Origin of the sequence: Bacillus sp. NPDC093026 (assembly GCF_044754665.1) — a bacterium.
Taxonomy (GTDB): Bacteria; Bacillota; Bacilli; order Bacillales; family Bacillaceae; genus Bacillus; species Bacillus maqinnsis.
Genome location: NZ_JBIVPN010000003.1, coordinates 1 through 15,202 on the forward strand (window position 1 = coordinate 1; position 15,202 = coordinate 15,202).

At 40.1% G+C, this 15,202-nt stretch carries 21 protein-coding genes; 16 read left to right on the forward strand and 5 right to left on the reverse strand.

The window, feature by feature from the left end; genetic code table 11:
- Window positions 1-515: RNA polymerase sporulation sigma factor SigK (gene sigK / locus ACIQCE_RS08920; protein WP_400494506.1), on the reverse strand; the 515-nt coding region annotated here is incomplete at its 3' end.
- Window positions 516-729: 214 nt separating this feature from the next.
- On the opposite strand from sigK, the gene ACIQCE_RS08925 reads away from it, so the two are divergent.
- The 4 genes from ACIQCE_RS08925 (at window position 730) to ACIQCE_RS08940 (ending at window position 3,005) form a co-directional block, all read left to right on the forward strand.
- Window positions 730-924: a hypothetical protein gene (locus tag ACIQCE_RS08925; RefSeq protein ID WP_400494507.1), complete on the forward strand. Its 195-nt coding sequence runs from the start codon at window positions 730-732 to the stop codon at window positions 922-924.
- A 299-nt stretch (window positions 925-1,223) separates the two neighbouring features.
- The gene (locus ACIQCE_RS08930) at window positions 1,224-1,964 is read left to right on the forward strand and encodes a polysaccharide deacetylase family protein (protein ID WP_400494508.1); all 741 of its coding nucleotides are present in this window, start codon (window positions 1,224-1,226) and stop codon (window positions 1,962-1,964) included.
- A gap of 84 nt (window positions 1,965-2,048) precedes the next feature.
- Complete coding sequence (locus ACIQCE_RS08935; RefSeq protein ID WP_400494509.1) at window positions 2,049-2,777, forward strand: SGNH/GDSL hydrolase family protein; 729 nt, start codon at window positions 2,049-2,051, stop codon at window positions 2,775-2,777.
- 78 nt (window positions 2,778-2,855) lie between these two features.
- On the forward strand, window positions 2,856-3,005 hold the full coding sequence (locus ACIQCE_RS08940; protein ID WP_400494510.1) for a hypothetical protein: 150 nt from the start codon (window positions 2,856-2,858) through the stop codon (window positions 3,003-3,005).
- Between the two features lie 135 nt (window positions 3,006-3,140).
- On the opposite strand, the gene ACIQCE_RS08945 is transcribed toward ACIQCE_RS08940, so the two are convergent.
- Window positions 3,141-3,281, reverse strand: a complete 141-nt coding sequence (locus ACIQCE_RS08945; RefSeq protein WP_003217327.1) for a sporulation histidine kinase inhibitor Sda — start codon at window positions 3,279-3,281, stop codon at window positions 3,141-3,143.
- 362 nt (window positions 3,282-3,643) lie between these two features.
- Between ACIQCE_RS08945 and ACIQCE_RS08950 the strand changes: the two genes are divergently transcribed.
- Genes ACIQCE_RS08950 through ACIQCE_RS08985 form a run of 8 tightly spaced genes read left to right on the forward strand, consistent with a single transcriptional unit; the run spans window position 3,644 to window position 8,663 of the window.
- Window positions 3,644-4,165, forward strand: a complete 522-nt coding sequence (locus ACIQCE_RS08950; RefSeq protein WP_353856499.1) for a YqeG family HAD IIIA-type phosphatase — start codon at window positions 3,644-3,646, stop codon at window positions 4,163-4,165.
- A gap of 2 nt (window positions 4,166-4,167) precedes the next feature.
- Complete coding sequence (gene yqeH / locus ACIQCE_RS08955) at window positions 4,168-5,268, forward strand: ribosome biogenesis GTPase YqeH (protein ID WP_400494511.1); 1,101 nt, start codon at window positions 4,168-4,170, stop codon at window positions 5,266-5,268.
- Window positions 5,269-5,289: 21 nt separating this feature from the next.
- On the forward strand, window positions 5,290-6,132 hold the full coding sequence (gene aroE / locus ACIQCE_RS08960) for a shikimate dehydrogenase (protein WP_400494512.1): 843 nt from the start codon (window positions 5,290-5,292) through the stop codon (window positions 6,130-6,132).
- A complete protein-coding gene (gene yhbY / locus ACIQCE_RS08965) occupies window positions 6,126-6,416 on the forward strand; it encodes a ribosome assembly RNA-binding protein YhbY (RefSeq protein ID WP_400494513.1) in 291 nt (96 codons plus the stop codon). Before aroE ends, yhbY begins: the two co-directional genes overlap by 7 nt.
- Window positions 6,417-6,429: 13 nt before the next feature.
- A complete protein-coding gene (locus tag ACIQCE_RS08970; RefSeq protein WP_400494514.1) occupies window positions 6,430-6,999 on the forward strand; it encodes a nicotinate-nucleotide adenylyltransferase in 570 nt (189 codons plus the stop codon).
- The gene (gene yqeK / locus ACIQCE_RS08975) at window positions 6,989-7,552 is read left to right on the forward strand and encodes a bis(5'-nucleosyl)-tetraphosphatase (symmetrical) YqeK (protein ID WP_353855170.1); all 564 of its coding nucleotides are present in this window, start codon (window positions 6,989-6,991) and stop codon (window positions 7,550-7,552) included. The genes ACIQCE_RS08970 and yqeK overlap by 11 nt, the downstream gene beginning before the upstream one ends.
- A 14-nt stretch (window positions 7,553-7,566) precedes the next feature.
- Window positions 7,567-7,923 (forward strand): ribosome silencing factor, encoded by a 357-nt coding sequence (gene rsfS, locus ACIQCE_RS08980; protein ID WP_400494515.1) that lies wholly within the window; start codon window positions 7,567-7,569, stop codon window positions 7,921-7,923.
- Window positions 7,920-8,663: a class I SAM-dependent DNA methyltransferase gene (locus ACIQCE_RS08985; protein WP_400494516.1), complete on the forward strand. Its 744-nt coding sequence runs from the start codon at window positions 7,920-7,922 to the stop codon at window positions 8,661-8,663. Before rsfS ends, ACIQCE_RS08985 begins: the two co-directional genes overlap by 4 nt.
- A gap of 48 nt (window positions 8,664-8,711) precedes the next feature.
- Here the strand turns inward: ACIQCE_RS08985 and comER are convergent, their stop codons facing one another.
- Window positions 8,712-9,560, reverse strand: a complete 849-nt coding sequence (comER, locus tag ACIQCE_RS08990; protein ID WP_400494517.1) for a late competence protein ComER — start codon at window positions 9,558-9,560, stop codon at window positions 8,712-8,714.
- 94 nt (window positions 9,561-9,654) lie between these two features.
- Here comER and ACIQCE_RS08995 point away from each other — a divergent pair, with 94 nt between their 5' ends.
- The 3 genes from ACIQCE_RS08995 (at window position 9,655) to ACIQCE_RS09005 (ending at window position 13,239) form a co-directional block, all read left to right on the forward strand.
- Window positions 9,655-10,281 (forward strand): helix-hairpin-helix domain-containing protein, encoded by a 627-nt coding sequence (locus tag ACIQCE_RS08995; RefSeq protein WP_400494967.1) that lies wholly within the window; start codon window positions 9,655-9,657, stop codon window positions 10,279-10,281.
- A gap of 65 nt (window positions 10,282-10,346) precedes the next feature.
- Window positions 10,347-10,916 carry a ComE operon protein 2 gene (locus tag ACIQCE_RS09000; RefSeq protein ID WP_353855175.1) on the forward strand — a complete coding sequence of 190 codons (570 nt, stop codon included), beginning with the start codon at window positions 10,347-10,349 and terminating at the stop codon, window positions 10,914-10,916.
- Window positions 10,909-13,239, forward strand: a complete 2,331-nt coding sequence (locus ACIQCE_RS09005) for a DNA internalization-related competence protein ComEC/Rec2 (RefSeq protein ID WP_400494969.1) — start codon at window positions 10,909-10,911, stop codon at window positions 13,237-13,239. Before ACIQCE_RS09000 ends, ACIQCE_RS09005 begins: the two co-directional genes overlap by 8 nt.
- 40 nt (window positions 13,240-13,279) lie before the next feature.
- On the opposite strand, the gene ACIQCE_RS09010 is transcribed toward ACIQCE_RS09005, so the two are convergent.
- Window positions 13,280-13,414, reverse strand: a complete 135-nt coding sequence (locus ACIQCE_RS09010) for a YqzM family protein (RefSeq protein ID WP_353855177.1) — start codon at window positions 13,412-13,414, stop codon at window positions 13,280-13,282.
- A gap of 235 nt (window positions 13,415-13,649) precedes the next feature.
- On the opposite strand from ACIQCE_RS09010, the gene holA reads away from it, so the two are divergent.
- Window positions 13,650-14,669, forward strand: coding sequence for a DNA polymerase III subunit delta (gene holA, locus ACIQCE_RS09015; RefSeq protein WP_400494518.1), 1,020 nt, complete (start codon window positions 13,650-13,652; stop codon window positions 14,667-14,669).
- A 130-nt stretch (window positions 14,670-14,799) separates the two neighbouring features.
- Here holA and rpsT read toward each other — a convergent pair whose 3' ends face one another.
- The gene (gene rpsT / locus ACIQCE_RS09020) at window positions 14,800-15,066 is read right to left on the reverse strand and encodes a 30S ribosomal protein S20 (RefSeq protein ID WP_353855179.1); all 267 of its coding nucleotides are present in this window, start codon (window positions 15,064-15,066) and stop codon (window positions 14,800-14,802) included.
- Window positions 15,067-15,202: the final 136 nt, after the last annotated feature.

Here is a 15,202-nt window from a genome sequence, read left to right on the forward strand (position 1 = left end):
TACTCTTTGACCTTTTCAAGCTCCATATTTAGTTGAATGGTGTCAATCACGTCTTCACTTTCTGATTTTAAAATGTCAATCAATGAAATTTCGTTTCCTTCCTTATCTTGACCGATGGGGTCGTGAAGTGAAACATCTTTTTTTGTTTTTTTGAGCGCACGCAAATGCATGAGAATCTCATTCTCTATACATCTTGCAGCATAGGTTGCAAGTTTTGTCCCTTTACCCGATGAATAGCTTTCGATAGCTTTTATCAGCCCGATTGTTCCGATGGAGATGAGATCTTCTGCGTCTTCCCCAGTATTTTCGAATTTCTTCACGATATGGGCGACAAGCCGAAGGTTATGTTCAATGAGCATGTTTCTTGCATGTTCATCCCCCTGTGCCATGAGGGCTAAGTATTTTTTTTCATCATCTCCTGAAAGGGGTTGTGGAAAGGCATTGTTTTTGACATAGGACACTAAAAACACCAATTCTTTGACCATCAATCCCATCGCTGTAAATACTCCTGCCACGATTTTCACCTCCACCATGTTTAGGCCTTTGCCTATATCCTCAAATGTATGTGAGGGAGGGGATGTCTGTGTCTGTACGATGAAAAAATCATCTTTTTCAAAAGAAACGTTTATTCGTTTGCCTGTTTTCGTCACTTCTTAACATGTTTGCGGTGAAGAAGCGTGCTAAAAGATGTAATGATTAGACCGAAAAGGGAAGGGGTTTTTTCGGAACATGGGGAAAATTCTTTCTGTAGAGGTACTTCCAACGCTACCGCACACATTATATACGCTTGCGAAACTTCTCTTTAGACAAAATAAACAGGAGCATGCACTGAGCATATTAGAAGCTGGGAAATTAGCCGCCAAAAAGCGTGAGGATCAAGCTCTTCTGTCCTATGTTTCAATATCTGGATGCTTTATATGTTGAGGGGATAAATGAAGGGCAACTACAAAAAACCAATGATTATTTGGAAAAAATTAGCCTATACTCTTCTATAGAAGTTATTATGGGCTCAAAATCAAATCCAAGAAGGAGAGTGTCTTGGATTCTAAGCAACGTTCGACAGTTGAAGAGAGAAACCAAACGTGAAACAAAAAGCGGTCCACTGTATGTTCGGTTTTTTAATTGAACAAAGAAGAAGCCAGAAAGAAGCAGACCAAGTCCTGCATGAATTCATCACAAAGGGGCATTTTAATTCTTAATGATGTTCTCTGGGAGGCGGTCTGATGAAAGGTTTGCATATCCTTGTGTGTATACTGTTACTATGCGCTTTTGTACCCAATGAGACAGAGGCAGGAACATTAAAAAGAGCGGATCTTGAAAAAAATGGGAGAGTCTTTTGGGACATGAGAGCAGAAAGGAAAAAGATTGCGTTGACCTTTGATGATGGACCGCATCCGGTATATACGAATCAAATATTGGATGTACTGAAGGAGCATCAAGTAAATGCTAGTTTTTTTGTAATCGGGAGCCGGATTCATGCATATCCAGAGATCGCACAGCGGATTGTCAAGGAAGGAAATGAACTTGGCAATCACACAATGAATCATACGTATTTTGATCTTCTTTCATCAAAGGAAATCAAGCAGGAATTAAAAGAATCTGCGGCCCACATTGCATCCCTTCAGCCGAGTGGCCCATTATTATTTAGACCGCCTGGTGGCAGACTCAATATGAAGTCATTTCGTATCCTCACAAAACAAGGATACGATGTGGTGATGTGGTCGTTTACACAAGACCCGAAAGACTGGTCAAGACCGGGGGCACATAAAATTGCAAGCCGTATTATTGAGCACATTCAAGGCGGCGATATCATCCTTTTGCATGATGGCGGAGGCAATCGCAAGCAAACAGTAGAAGCACTCAAACAGGTTGTCCCCGTGTTAAAGAAAGAGGGCTATCAATTTGTGAAAGTAAGCGAACTGCTACATCATGACCGAGCCCTTCAGCCCATCCTTCTTCAATAGAACGCTTCCGTTACAAATAGTCATTCATTGAAACCAAAAGTCTTGTCGTTTACTATATGAAGAGGGCTTTTGGAGGTGAATGTTTTGAAGAAATGCATTTTACTTTTCATGCTAATATGTGTTGTCAATGGATGTTCAAAGCCAGTTCACGAAAGTATCATTGCATTTGGCGACAGCAACACAAGGGGCTCCAATTGGGATTTTCGTGATTACCCAACATCTGAGAAGTGGGTGAATCTCATCAAGAATGGCGAGCGCGGCGAAATTCAAGTAATGAATGCAGGAATCGGCGGCCAGACAACTGAAGATGCGAAGCTTCGTTTTGAACAGGATATTTTGAATCAAAAACCAACGTACGTCTTCATCATGTTCGGTACAAATGATGCGGCGATATTAGACGGGAAACATCCCCGTGTGACAAAAAAGCGTTTTAAAGAAAATTTATCGTATTTCATTTCTGAAAGTAGAAAAGAGGGCATTATCCCGATTTTGATGACATGTGTACCTATTGTAGAAGGAGGGAAAAAGGGCTTATATTATTACTCGCGATATAAGCCGTCTTATTTTACAAAAAGAGGCGGAGCGAGAGCATGGCAAAACTCTTATAATGACATCACGAGAGAAGTAGCTAAGGAACAGAATGTACCACTCGTGGATAATTGGAAAGCATTCATTCAAAAAGCTGGTGAAAATAGTGACAGAGCCCTCATTCAGTCGGGTCTCATTGACCCCTCCGGCAATCATATGACACCTAAAGGAGCTAGGATTATTTATAACGAAATCAAAGAGCGTGATGTCATGAAACATTTTTAAAAAGTGGCTATTTGCCTAAACAAGACAATAAATTTAGCATAGGCTAACAGTGTATCTTCTTATAAGGAGGCAACTGATATGTGGGGATGTCCTTATCCTTACCCAGCGTGTTCGTGTTACCCAGCTCAAGGGACTGGAATAGGCTACGCTTTTCTTGTCGTCTTCCTTGTCGTCATTCTTGTTGTAGGCGGAGGATTATGGTTTTGGAATGAACAGTCTTGCAAATAAGACACCTCTTCTTTCATAAGAAGGGGTGTTTTTTACGGAAAATAGTAGTAAGCCCATAGCGCAAATGATATAATATCAGTCACCTGAGTTTAAAAAAGGAAGTGCTCGGGAGGCATGGTTCCTGGTGATAAGGAATTAAGAGGAAACAGAGAGCATATGCCCGAGCGAACGTCTCTTCATTTCTGTCTCAATTAATTCAATGAAGTCGCGATTTAAATTCATTTCATTTGCTTTATAATATGATTCTATAAGTAAATCATCTGACAGCTTTTTCATACTAGAAACCCATATGATGGGAAAAACACCTCCCCTGAAAAAGTTGGCATAAAACTTGAGAAAAAGACATATCATCATAGGTTGATCGAATGTCTTTGAAGTACCTTTAATCTACCATGAATGGGAAACAAGAACAATCGTTCTGTTATCCACATGGTTAAGTGGATAACTTGTGGGTAGAGTGTTTATAATTGAATGAAAGCGTGATGAAATATAGGTGGATAATGTGTGTAAAATTATCCACACCTGTTGAAGGTCCTCGTCATATGTCGAAAACTTTTTCGTTGTATTCGATAGACAGACAAATTGTGATTTGATTCGACACAAGTCTTTGAAAACCAATGAAAGAAAGGGTGCAAATTGTGCTAAAGAAGTATTTCTTACCGGATGAATTTGTGAAAAGTATTTTCCACATTTCGCCGCAAAAGCTAAAAGAACGAAATGTAAAAGGAATTATTACCGACTTAGATAACACACTAGTAGAGTGGGATCGTCCAAGTGCGACGCCACGTCTAATTGAATGGTTTCAAGAAATGAAAGATCACGGGATACAAGTAACGATCGTATCGAACAATAATGAAAAGAGAGTGAAGCTTTTTTCTGAGCCGGTCCATATCCCGTTTATTTATAAAGCGAGAAAGCCAATGGGCAGAGCATTTAATAAAGCAGTGGCTGATATGCAATTAAAAAAAGAAGATGTGGTTGTCATTGGTGACCAGCTTATGACAGATGTTTTGGGCGGAAATAGACATGGCTTCCATACCATTTTAGTCGTTCCTGTTGCTGCATCGGACGGATTTTTCACGAAGTTTAACAGACAGATTGAACGCAGAATATTAGATGCCTTAAAACGTAAGGGTCACATTCAGTGGGAGGAAGAGTAATAATGGAAAAGGTTGTTTGTATTGGCTGCGGTGTAGCCATTCAGACGGAAAATAAAGATCAATTAGGATATGCGCCGGCAGCATCTCTAATGAAAGAAGATGTGATTTGCCAGCGCTGTTTTAGGTTAAAGAACTACAATGAAATGCAGGATGTTTCTTTAACAGAAGACGATTTTTTAAATATATTACACAGTATTGGCGAAACAGATTCTCTCATTGTAAAGGTCGTTGATATTTTTGATTTTAACGGCAGTTGGATCAATGGACTAAGCCGTATTGTTGGTGGTAATCCGATTTTACTTGTCGGCAACAAAGTAGATATTTTACCGAAATCGGTGAAACGAGATCGTCTTGTTCAATGGATGAAGCGTGAAGCAAAAGAAAACGGACTGAACCCCATTGATGTCTTCCTGATCAGTGCAAGCAGAGGACAAGGAGTGCCTGAGGTCATGGGAGCGATTGACCATTATCGTGCGGGTAGAGATGTATATGTGGTCGGCTGTACGAATGTAGGGAAATCGACGTTTATCAATCGAATCATCAAAGAAGTTTCTGGGGAAGAGAATGTGATTACCACGTCGCATTACCCTGGAACAACACTTGATGCGATTGAGATTCCGCTTGATGATGGCTCTGCTCTATACGATACTCCAGGAATCATCAACCGTCATCAAATGGCGCATTATGTGAGCAAAAAAGACTTGAAGATCTTAACACCTAAAAAAGAATTAAAACCGAGAACGTTTCAGTTAAATGAAGCTCAAACACTTTATTTTGGCGGGCTCGCAAGATTTGATTATGTCAAAGGCGGCAGAACTTCATTTGTCTGCTATATGCCAAATGAATTAAACATTCATCGGACAAAGTTAGAAAATGCAAATGAATTATATGAAAAACATGCAGGCGAGCTACTTTCACCGCCGACAAAAGAGGGAATGGCAGATTTTCCTCCGCTCGTTCCCCATACATTTACAATTAATCAGCCAAAAATGGATATCGTATTTTCAGGATTAGGCTGGGTGACGGCAAATGAAGCAGATAAACAAATAAAAGTCTATGCGCCAAAAGGTGTTCACGTCTTTGTTAGACGTTCGTTAATTTAAAAGTTCAAAGGGGGAGAGACCTTGAAACCTTTATACGGATTAATCGCAAACCCTGTTGGTCATTCTATGTCTCCAGATATTCATAACGCTGCATTAAAGGATGCTGGGATCGATGGGCATTATCATGGCTTTCAAGTAGAAAAAAACCAGCTTGAATATGCAATTAAAGGAATGAAAGCCTTAGGGATTAGCGGCTTCAACGTCACTGTCCCGCATAAAGTTGAGATTATGCAATATCTTGACAAAATAGATGTAACAGCCGAACGTTTAAAAGCAGTGAATACTGTTCGACTCGAAGATGGTCATTTTGTTGGATACAATACAGACGGAGAGGGCTTTCTTCATTCATTGCTCGATGCTTTAGATCAACCGTTATCACAGTTGTCTTTTCTGATGATCGGTGCAGGCGGAGCGGCAAGTGCCATTTATACAACAATTGCAGAGTATGCACCAAAACGATTTGATATCACCAATCGTACGATAGAAAAAGCAGAAGCCTTAATCGAAAATGCAGATGGAAAAATCACATCAAGTGCATTTGCATTAAAAACAGCGGAAGAACGTCTTTGGGATTATGATGTGATTATTCATACTACCTCTATTGGCATGTATCCGAACGTAAATGAAACCCCGCTTTCTTTAGCAAACGCAAAAAAGACAGCGGTCATTTGTGATATTGTGTATAATCCACTAGAAACAAAGCTGTTAAGTGAAGCAAAACAATTAGGGTTAAAAACAGTGGATGGCGTCGGGATGTTTGTTGGTCAAGCGGCAAGAGCGTTTGAGCTATGGACAGGCATCACCCCTGATGTGAAAAAAATGAAGTCAATTGTCATAGAGAAATTAGGAGGAACACCATGTTAACAGGTAAGCAAAAACGTTTTTTACGTGCACAAGCACATCATTTATCACCTATTTTTCAAGTCGGAAAAGGCGGGGTAAATGACAATATGGTCAAGCAAATGTCCGAAGCGCTTGAAGTAAGAGAACTTTTAAAGGTCAGCGTATTGCAAAATTGCGATGAAGATAAAAGTGAGGTCGCTAAAGCTCTTGTAAAGGGTACAAAGGCAGAGCTCGTTCAAACGATCGGAAATGTGATTGTCCTTTATAGAGAGTCTAAGGAAAAGAAACAAATTAAGCTGCCGTAAAGGTGGATATCATATGAAAAAAATAGGATTGTTCGGCGGTACATTTGATCCTCCGCATAATGGGCATTTGCTGATGGCCAATGAGGTGCGTTTTCAGGTGGGGCTTGATGAAATTTGGTTTATCCCAAATCACAAGCCTCCTCATAAAACGGGGCGAAAACGAGCAGACAGTCATCACCGGGTGAAAATGGTGGAAACGGCAATTCAGTCCAATCCGTATTTTCATCTGGAACTCATTGAAATGGAGCGAGAGGGTCCTTCTTATACAGTAGATACGGTGGAAATATTAAAAAAGCGTCATCCTGAAGATGAGTTCTTTTTTATGGTTGGAGCGGACATGGTTGATTATTTGCCTAAATGGCATCGAATTGATGATTTGCTTCAAATGATTACCTTTATCGGTATGAAAAGATCTGGTTTTCAAGGGGAAACGACCTATCCTCTTTTATTTGCGAATGTCCCTGTTTTTGATGTATCATCGACATTGATTAGGCAGCGAATGCAATTAGGAGAACCAGTTGATTATTTGATTCCGAAAGCTGTCGAGCGTTATATAAAGGAGCATCATCTATATGAATCGTGAAAAGGCATTGAACTGTGTCAAAGAACAGTTAACAGAGCATAGATATACACATACAATTGGGGTCATGAAGACAGCCATTTCATTAGCGGAACGGTTTGGTGCAGATGTAAAAAAAGCAGAGATCGCAGCGATTTTTCATGACTATGCCAAATTTAGACCAAAGGAAGAAATGAAGGGAATCATACAAAATGAAGGAATGAACCCTCTGTTGCTTAACTATTCCCCTGAGCTCTGGCATGCTCCGGTTGGTGCATACTTAGTCAAAAAAGAAGCTGGTATAGAGGATCAAGAGGTTTTATCGGCGATTGAATTCCATACGTCTGGCAGACCAGGAATGACATTACTGGAAAAAGTGATATATGTGGCTGACTATATTGAACCAGGACGTCATTTTCCTGGCGTAGAAGAAGTGAGGGAGCTTGCAGAGAGTGATTTGGACAGTGCGCTTATTCAATCATTAAAAAACACAATCAATTTTTTAATGAAAAAGAATCAGCCGGTGTTTCCCGATACACTTGCAACCTACAACTCGCTTGTGCAAAAGAATAAATAAGGAGGAATAATTGAATGGATGCATCTACAATTTTAAACATCGCAGCAGGAGCGTGTGATGATAAGCGGGCTGAGGATATTATTGCCCTGAATATGCAAGGCATTTCACTTGTTGCAGACTACTTTCTCATTTGTCATGGGAACTCTGATAAACAAGTGCAGGCCATTGCAAGAGAAGTGAAAGATCTTGCTGAAGAAAACGGAATTGAAGTCAAGAAGATGGAGGGCTTTGATGAGGCAAGATGGGTATTGATTGATCTAGGAGATATCATTGCTCATGTGTTCCATAGAGAAGAAAGAGGCTATTATAACTTAGAAAAGCTATGGGGAGATGCGCCGAGAGAAACGCTTTCACTTGGCATTAACTCATGATTTATCAAGGGTTTGCAGGTGTTTATGATGAGCTTATGACACATGCACCTTATGATAAATGGGTTCATTGGATACAGCAGCATGTCGAGCGGAATGCGAAAATTATTGATGTAGGCTGTGGTACGGGAGAGATTGCCCTTCGTTTAGCAAAAAATGGTCACACTGTGACTGGTGTTGATTTGAGTGAAGAAATGCTTGCATGTGCACAGCAAAAAGCACAGGCTCACAAACAGTCGATTCAATTCCTGCATCAAGATATGAGAGAGCTTACAGGATTTGATCAAGCGTTCAAAGTAGCTGTTATTTGCTGTGATTCCCTGAACTACTTAAAAAACGAAAATGACGTCAAAAAAACCTTTAAAAACATGTTTCAGCTTTTAGAAGAAGATGGGGTTTTACTCTTTGACGTTCATACTCCTTATAAAATGGAAAAGGTATTCCCTGGTTCAACTTATGCAGATCAAGATGAAGAAATCAGCTATATTTGGCAGAGCCACCAAGGGGATGAACTGTATTCGGTCATTCATGAGTTAAGCTTTTTCGTAAAGGACGGAGATGTGTATCAACGCTATGATGAAACACATGAACAGCGCACTTTTACATGTGAGGCATATGTAGCATACCTTGAGTCTACTGGCTTTGAATGTATAGAGGTGACGGCTGATTTTACGAATGAAGCGCCTCAGGAAAGTGCCGAAAGATATTTTATATCAGCAAAGAAACCAAAAACCATCGTTTAATGGAACGATGGTTTTTTAAAACCCTTTTTTCGCTTGTTGCACATGTCATTAATTTCTGCGATCATCAGTAAACACACTTGGTGCATATTGATGACCAACTGCTTCTAGGTCTTCGTCGAATTTCTCATGTGTGTTCTGAAAAAGGCGGTGAAACATATCTTGAACACCTGCTTCAAGCGCTTTAATGCCTTCCCCAGTGACGCCACCTTTCACACACACTTTGTCTTGCAGGGTAGGAAGGGTATAGACTTTTTTTTCAATCAAGCGGCCAAGTCCTACAAGCATATTTTCTGATAAGATGGTTGCTTCTTCAACTGTAATGTCCGTTTCTTGAGCGGATGCTTCAATCATTTTCTGGACAAGAAAGCTGATAAAGGCAGGTCCGCAACTGACAATATCAGAGGCAGCTCTTGTGATAGAATGGTGGATTTCGATTGGAGTCGAAATGTGAGAAGCCAGCTGTCTTAATGTTGTTTTTGTCGCCGTACTGCAAGATGAACCGAAAGTTAAGAGTGAAGCACCGGATAAGGCGCGGTTTGTGATGCTTGGAATAAGCCTTGCTGTTTGGCAGGGAACGATGTCTTGTATCTGTTCAGGGTGAACTGGACTTGTGATGATGACAATGGTTTGTCGCTCTGTCAGCATGTGGCTCATCTCTTTCAAGAGTGGATAAATATCAAGTGGTTTGACACAAACAAAGATAAAATCTTTATCTGTCACAACCTCTGCCAGTTGTTTTGTTACTTCAAGCTCTGGATAGTTCTTTTTTATATTGAACGCTTTTTCAATGGTCCGGTTTGTAATTGTGAAGGATGAGGGATTGACAGCCTTTGATTCAATAAATGCCTCAATGAGTATAGTACCCATGTTTCCTGTACCGATCAAACCTATATTCAAACGTTCTCCCCTCCTTAGACGCATAGGATCTGTTATCTTCTAAACAGTATGATATGTAGTGGCAAAATATGATTGAAAGAAGCGTGAGAAAGTGATGCGACTCATTCAGTTTAAAAAGTATAGTCTTTATATCATTGCATGTTTCATCATCACGATATGCATTGGTTTATTTTTATTACTTAGACAGGGGGAAAACAAGACCGAACCTAGTATAGTGAAGGAAAATAAAGAATTACAAGTACAAGCAGAAACGAAACAGGAAGAAACAGTAAATGAATCAACAACAATAGTGGTAGAGGTCAAGGGAGCCGTTCAAAAACCTGGAGTATATACTTTTCAATCTGAGGATCGTATTGAGGAAGCCATAAGGAGAGCAGGTGGTTTTACCCGCAAAGCAGACACGATTGAGATCAACCAAGCAGCAAAATTAGAAGACAGTATGATGATCTATGTTCCTAAGCAAGGGGAGTCAGTCGGGCAGCCACCTGTGGCAACTGCTGTCACCCCATCAGGTGATCAAAAGAGTCAAAGTGTAAATGTGAATCAAGCGGATGCAACTGAACTGCAGACAGTAAACGGAATAGGACCGGCCAAAGCTGAAGCAATCATCGCCTATAGAGAAGAACATGGGGAGTTTCAGCAAATTGACGACTTGCGAAAAATTTCAGGGTTTGGAGAGAAGACAGTTGAACGGCTAAAAGATCAGTTAACTGTAAAGTGAAATTGACGGTATAGAAAGAAGGCATGTACACTTAGTAACATACATCACTATGGAGGGATCAGCTCGTGGAAAGAATTTCATGGAATCAATATTTTATGGCACAAAGCCATTTGCTTGCTTTACGAAGTACCTGTGAGCGTTTAGCGGTTGGGGCAACCATCGTACGAGACAAGCGAATTATCGCAGGGGGATACAATGGTTCAATTGCCGGTGACGTACACTGTGCAGATGTAGGATGCTATGTCATTGATCACCATTGTGTACGCACAATCCATGCGGAAATGAACGCAATTTTGCAATGTGCAAAGTTTGGTGCACCAACAGCTGATGCGGAGATTTATGTGACACATTTCCCGTGTTTACAGTGCTGTAAGGCCATCATTCAAGCTGGGATTCGAACAGTTTATTATGCGAAGGACTATAAAAACCATCCTTACGCTGTCGATTTATTTCAGCAGGCCGGTGTTCTAACAGAGCAGGTTGAGCTGGATGAAATGATCATTGATTTAAAAAATCAAGAAAAGTTGGCCTTTGTTGCAGATTTAATTGGGAAGCTGAGCGAATCTGGATTTAGCGAAACAGATATTCGACAAATGCATGAAAAGGCGAACCAATTATTTACTTCTTATGTTTAAATATTTGCCGTTTGGGGCGATTTCAGCAGCTGTCGGAATTGCCCTGACCGCATATGGACTTCATATTTATTTTCTACTCTTTCTTCTGATTTTCTTAATTCTCAGTCTATTGAAACAAATGCCTCAACTTTTCCTGACGGTCAGTCTATGTGGAACTGTCTATATACTCATTTATCTGTTTCATCAGTCACTCGAACCGGATTACACCGCACAGGAAACATTGTTTTCTGGTTCAGTGGTAATTGAAAGCATTCCGAAAATAGATGGCAATCGTTTTACAGCGGTTGTTTCAGCAGAGCCGCATGATCAGCTAATGACCTTCTATACCATTCAAACCGAACATGAAAAAGAGGTGCTGAACAGTGTGGAGCCAGGCATGCATTGTCAAATGACAGGAGATATTCGCTTGCCAAAACGATCAACAATTCCTAATGGATTTGCATACGATCAATTTTTAAAAACAAAAGGGATTGCTGCTATTTTTCTGCCTCAGTCTATTAAAAATTGTTTAAAGGAAGACAATCATTCGTACATCCTCTCAGCTATAAGACAAAAGGGGCTTCGTTTTTTAGAAGAACATATTCCAAACAACTCTGTCGGGATTGTTCAGGCATTGATTTTTGGAGAGCGTGAGTTGATTGATCCGGACACATTAAGAGATTATCAGACACTAGGCATTATTCATTTACTAGCGATTTCAGGGCTTCATGTTCAAACTCTACTAGCTTGTCTATTTTGGTGTATGCTCCGCATTGGAATGACAAGAGAGACAGCGCGCATTCTTTTACTATTTTTTCTTCCGATTTATGCTTGTTTAACAGGTGCAGCACCATCCGTTTTACGTGCTTGTCTTATGGCTGGGCTATATTTAATCATCACCAGCCTCCCAAAGGAAATGAAGCAGCCTTCTGTGTTTGTTTTAAGTGTGACGTTTTTACTGTTGTTAGCGATTCATCCGACTTATTTATTTGATATTGGCTTTCAGCTTTCCTACATTGTCACTTGTTTCATTTTGTTATCCGTGCGTATCTTATCAAAAGCGAAAAGTACCATAATGCAGTTATTTCTCGTCTCCTTTATTGCGCAGCTTGCCTCACTGCCTGTTCTTTTATACCACTTCCAACAGTTTTCTTTGCTGAGCATCCCTCTCAATATGATATTTGTACCTTTTTATACAGTGATCGTGATGCCTGCGTCCTTATTCTTTTTTGTTATTTCTTTTATTTATCTTCCGCTCGGTCAAGGGTTGTTTCAGCTTCTTGATTGGGTCATCCAATTAAGTCATCAATTGTCAGCTCATATGGCGGTTTATGATGCATTCAACCTTATATTGATGAAATCCACATGGTGGCATATCTTGTTTGAAGTCGTAGCCATTGTATTCCTGTTAGTTGTGTTAGAGTGCAAAAATTCTTTGAAGTCTTATGTTTTGCCTATTCTTTGTTTGATATTTGTCATCTGTGTACACTATTTCTCCCCGAACTGGAACAATAAAGCGGAGGTCACGATGCTGGATGTAGGACAAGGAGATAGTTTGTTTATCCAGCTACCCTATCGAAAGGGTCATATATTAGTGGATACCGGAGGAAGACTATCCTTTGAGCAAGAACCTTGGAAACAAAGGCGAAAAGTGTCTACAATCGGTGATCAAACGCTCATTCCATTTCTTACTGCTAAAGGAATAGCAAAACTTGATTTGTTATTCCTGACACATGCTGATCAAGACCATATGGGAGAAGCGGTACGCTTAATTAAACGAAACAAGGTGAAGCGGGTGGCGGTGCCAAAAGGCTTTGTGAGAAGTCCGGAGGATGGGCAAGTTCTAAAAGAAGCAGCTACAAGAGGGATACGTATTGATGAATTGGAAAGAGGAGATAAGCTTAACATTGGCGGATTGGCATTTGATGTCCTTCATCCGAAATCAGGGCGGTCCACGAGTAAAAACAATGATTCACTTGTTCTTGCTTTTACAATTGGCGGAAAGCGTTTTATCTTAACAGGAGATCTTGAAAAAGAAGGGGAACGAGATATTATTGAGGCATATCCTCATTTGCGTGCAGATGTGTTGAAGGTTGGGCATCATGGAAGCAGGGGATCTACGAGTGATGAATGGCTTCGTCATATCATGCCGTCCTATGCGCTGATTTCGGCAGGCGAAGGAAATCGCTATCAACATCCTCATCGAGAAGTAATGAAAAAATTAACTGAGAATCAAATTCGAATTTTTCGAACAGATGTAGATGGAAGTGTGACGTATGAATTTATCCAACAGAAAGGAACGTTTTATCGCCATCCTCCATATGATATCCTACAAAATCATTAAAAAAACTGCCAAAACGGCAGTCATAAGAGTTCACGAAATGTTAAGATCCTACTAGGTGTATGATTGTTGCCAAAATAAACATTGAGGCGAAAAATCCGAATGAGACGATAAAACCAACTGCTGAGTCGACTGCATCATTTCGTTTACTTTGAACATTTTTTTCAAATTCATTCATTTTCATCCCTCCTGGCTAATTTTAGTATACTTGAACTCGTTTGGAATTGCTAGAAGGTAAAGTCACCGTTTTCCATTTTCTTTATCATTTGATGAATATCGTCTGACTGCAAGCTGACCCGGGAGCTTGCGTTGGACGTTTACTATAAATGAGGAGGCGGCACTTTCAGCTTCCTCTTTACTAATTTCTCGACACACTTTAGGATAGAGGAGGAAGTGAAAGAGAGGGATTACTGATGGTGTTTGATATATGGAACAATTTGAAAAAAGGGGATATTCATCCCGTTTATTGCTTATATGGAAAAGAAACTTACTTGCTTCAAGAGACAGCGGTTAAACTGAGACAAGCTGTTGTCGACGAGGAAACGAAGGATTTCAATTATTCCGTTTTTGATATGGAGGAAGTCTCTCTTGAACAAGCAGTAACTGATGCGGAAACATTTCCATTTATGGGAGAACGACGCCTAGTCGTGATAAAGAATCCTTATTTCTTAACAGCCGAAAAGAAAAAAGAGAAGATAGAGCATCCACTATCTGTTTTAGAATCCTATTTAGAGGAGCCTGCGCCCTATACAATTCTTGTATTATTAGCACCCTATGAAAAGCTGGATGAACGAAAGAAGATCACCAAACTGTTAAAAAAGAAAGCCATTATTGTGGAGGCGAAAGAGCTCAATCCTAAAGAAACGACCGATTTTACGATCACACTGGCAAAGACAGAAGGAAAGATGATTACTAGTGAAGCGGCTGAACAGCTTGTTATATTATGTGGCGGTCGTCTGTCATCAATCTTTCAAGAAGTTCGGAAGCTCAGTACATATATCGGTGAACGAGAGGAAATTGAGCTCTCTGATGTAAATCAGCTCGTCGCTCGGAGTTTAGAACAGAACATCTTTGAACTCATTAACCAAATTGTGAACCGTCACCGTACTCAGGCGATGCAAATGTTTTATGACCTGTTAAAACAAAACGAGGAACCAATCAAAATATTGGCGCTCATTTCAAACCAATTTCGCTTAATCCTGCAGACAAAATATTTCGCGCAACAAGGCTATGGACAAAAACAAATTGCATCTAATCTCAAGGTTCATCCATTTCGCGTAAAATTGGCATTGGACCAAGCAAGACTGTTTTCCGAAGAAGAACTAAAACAGATTGTTATAGAGCTCTCGACCATTGATTATGAAATGAAAACAGGTAAAAAGGACAAACAGTTGCTATTAGAGCTGTTCCTTCTCCGGTTATTAGGGGCATAAACATAAAAAACGACCTTCTGTAAAGAGGGTCGCTTTGTTTACATGTATCATTGCCAGTCTGTCCTCGGATGAGCCGGTCAGGACGGACGTACAGTTAAACAGGTGCCTCATAGCTGAGGCGTTGCAATCATTATGCAGAAAGTCCATTCACTTTTTTAGCAAGTCTTGATTTGTAACGCGCAGCAGCGTTTTTGTGTACAAGACCAGTTTTAACGGCTTTGTCAATGCGTTTTGCAGCAGAAGAAAGAGCAGCTTTTGCTTGCTCAGCATCGTTGTTAGCTACAGAAACTTCAACTTGTTTAATCGCAGTACGCATAGCAGACTTAATTGTTGCATTGTGTGCACGGCGTTCGTTATTCGTTTTTGTACGTTTGATCGCTGATTTAATATTTGGCATGTGTTTCACCTCCTAAGATACAACCTAAACACAATTGTCTTAAGGTTAAATCTTCACAATAGAACAAATTGTATTCTATCAAACACACCTTTAGAATGCAATATAAATGTAAAGTATTTTTCATTGATGAAGGGCT

Excerpts from the sequence above, each read along its gene's own strand:
- ACIQCE_RS08925 (WP_400494507.1), top strand. The coding sequence starts at position 730 with ATGGGGAAAATTCTTTCTGTAGAGGTACTTCCAACGCTACCGCACACA.
- ACIQCE_RS08930 (WP_400494508.1), top strand. The coding sequence starts at position 1,224 with ATGAAAGGTTTGCATATCCTTGTGTGTATACTGTTACTATGCGCTTTT.
- ACIQCE_RS08940 (WP_400494510.1), top strand. The coding sequence starts at position 2,856 with ATGTGGGGATGTCCTTATCCTTACCCAGCGTGTTCGTGTTACCCAGCT.
- ACIQCE_RS08945 (WP_003217327.1), bottom strand. The coding sequence starts at position 3,281 with ATGAAAAAGCTGTCAGATGATTTACTTATAGAATCATATTATAAAGCA.
- yqeH (WP_400494511.1), top strand. The coding sequence starts at position 4,168 with ATGGAAAAGGTTGTTTGTATTGGCTGCGGTGTAGCCATTCAGACGGAA.
- yhbY (WP_400494513.1), top strand. The coding sequence starts at position 6,126 with ATGTTAACAGGTAAGCAAAAACGTTTTTTACGTGCACAAGCACATCAT.
- ACIQCE_RS08970 (WP_400494514.1), top strand. The coding sequence starts at position 6,430 with ATGAAAAAAATAGGATTGTTCGGCGGTACATTTGATCCTCCGCATAAT.
- yqeK (WP_353855170.1), top strand. The coding sequence starts at position 6,989 with ATGAATCGTGAAAAGGCATTGAACTGTGTCAAAGAACAGTTAACAGAG.
- rsfS (WP_400494515.1), top strand. The coding sequence starts at position 7,567 with ATGGATGCATCTACAATTTTAAACATCGCAGCAGGAGCGTGTGATGAT.
- ACIQCE_RS08985 (WP_400494516.1), top strand. The coding sequence starts at position 7,920 with ATGATTTATCAAGGGTTTGCAGGTGTTTATGATGAGCTTATGACACAT.
- ACIQCE_RS08995 (WP_400494967.1), top strand. The coding sequence starts at position 9,655 with ATGCGACTCATTCAGTTTAAAAAGTATAGTCTTTATATCATTGCATGT.
- ACIQCE_RS09005 (WP_400494969.1), top strand. The coding sequence starts at position 10,909 with ATGTTTAAATATTTGCCGTTTGGGGCGATTTCAGCAGCTGTCGGAATT.
- ACIQCE_RS09010 (WP_353855177.1), bottom strand. The coding sequence starts at position 13,414 with ATGAATGAATTTGAAAAAAATGTTCAAAGTAAACGAAATGATGCAGTC.
- holA (WP_400494518.1), top strand. The coding sequence starts at position 13,650 with ATGGTGTTTGATATATGGAACAATTTGAAAAAAGGGGATATTCATCCC.
- rpsT (WP_353855179.1), bottom strand. The coding sequence starts at position 15,066 with ATGCCAAATATTAAATCAGCGATCAAACGTACAAAAACGAATAACGAA.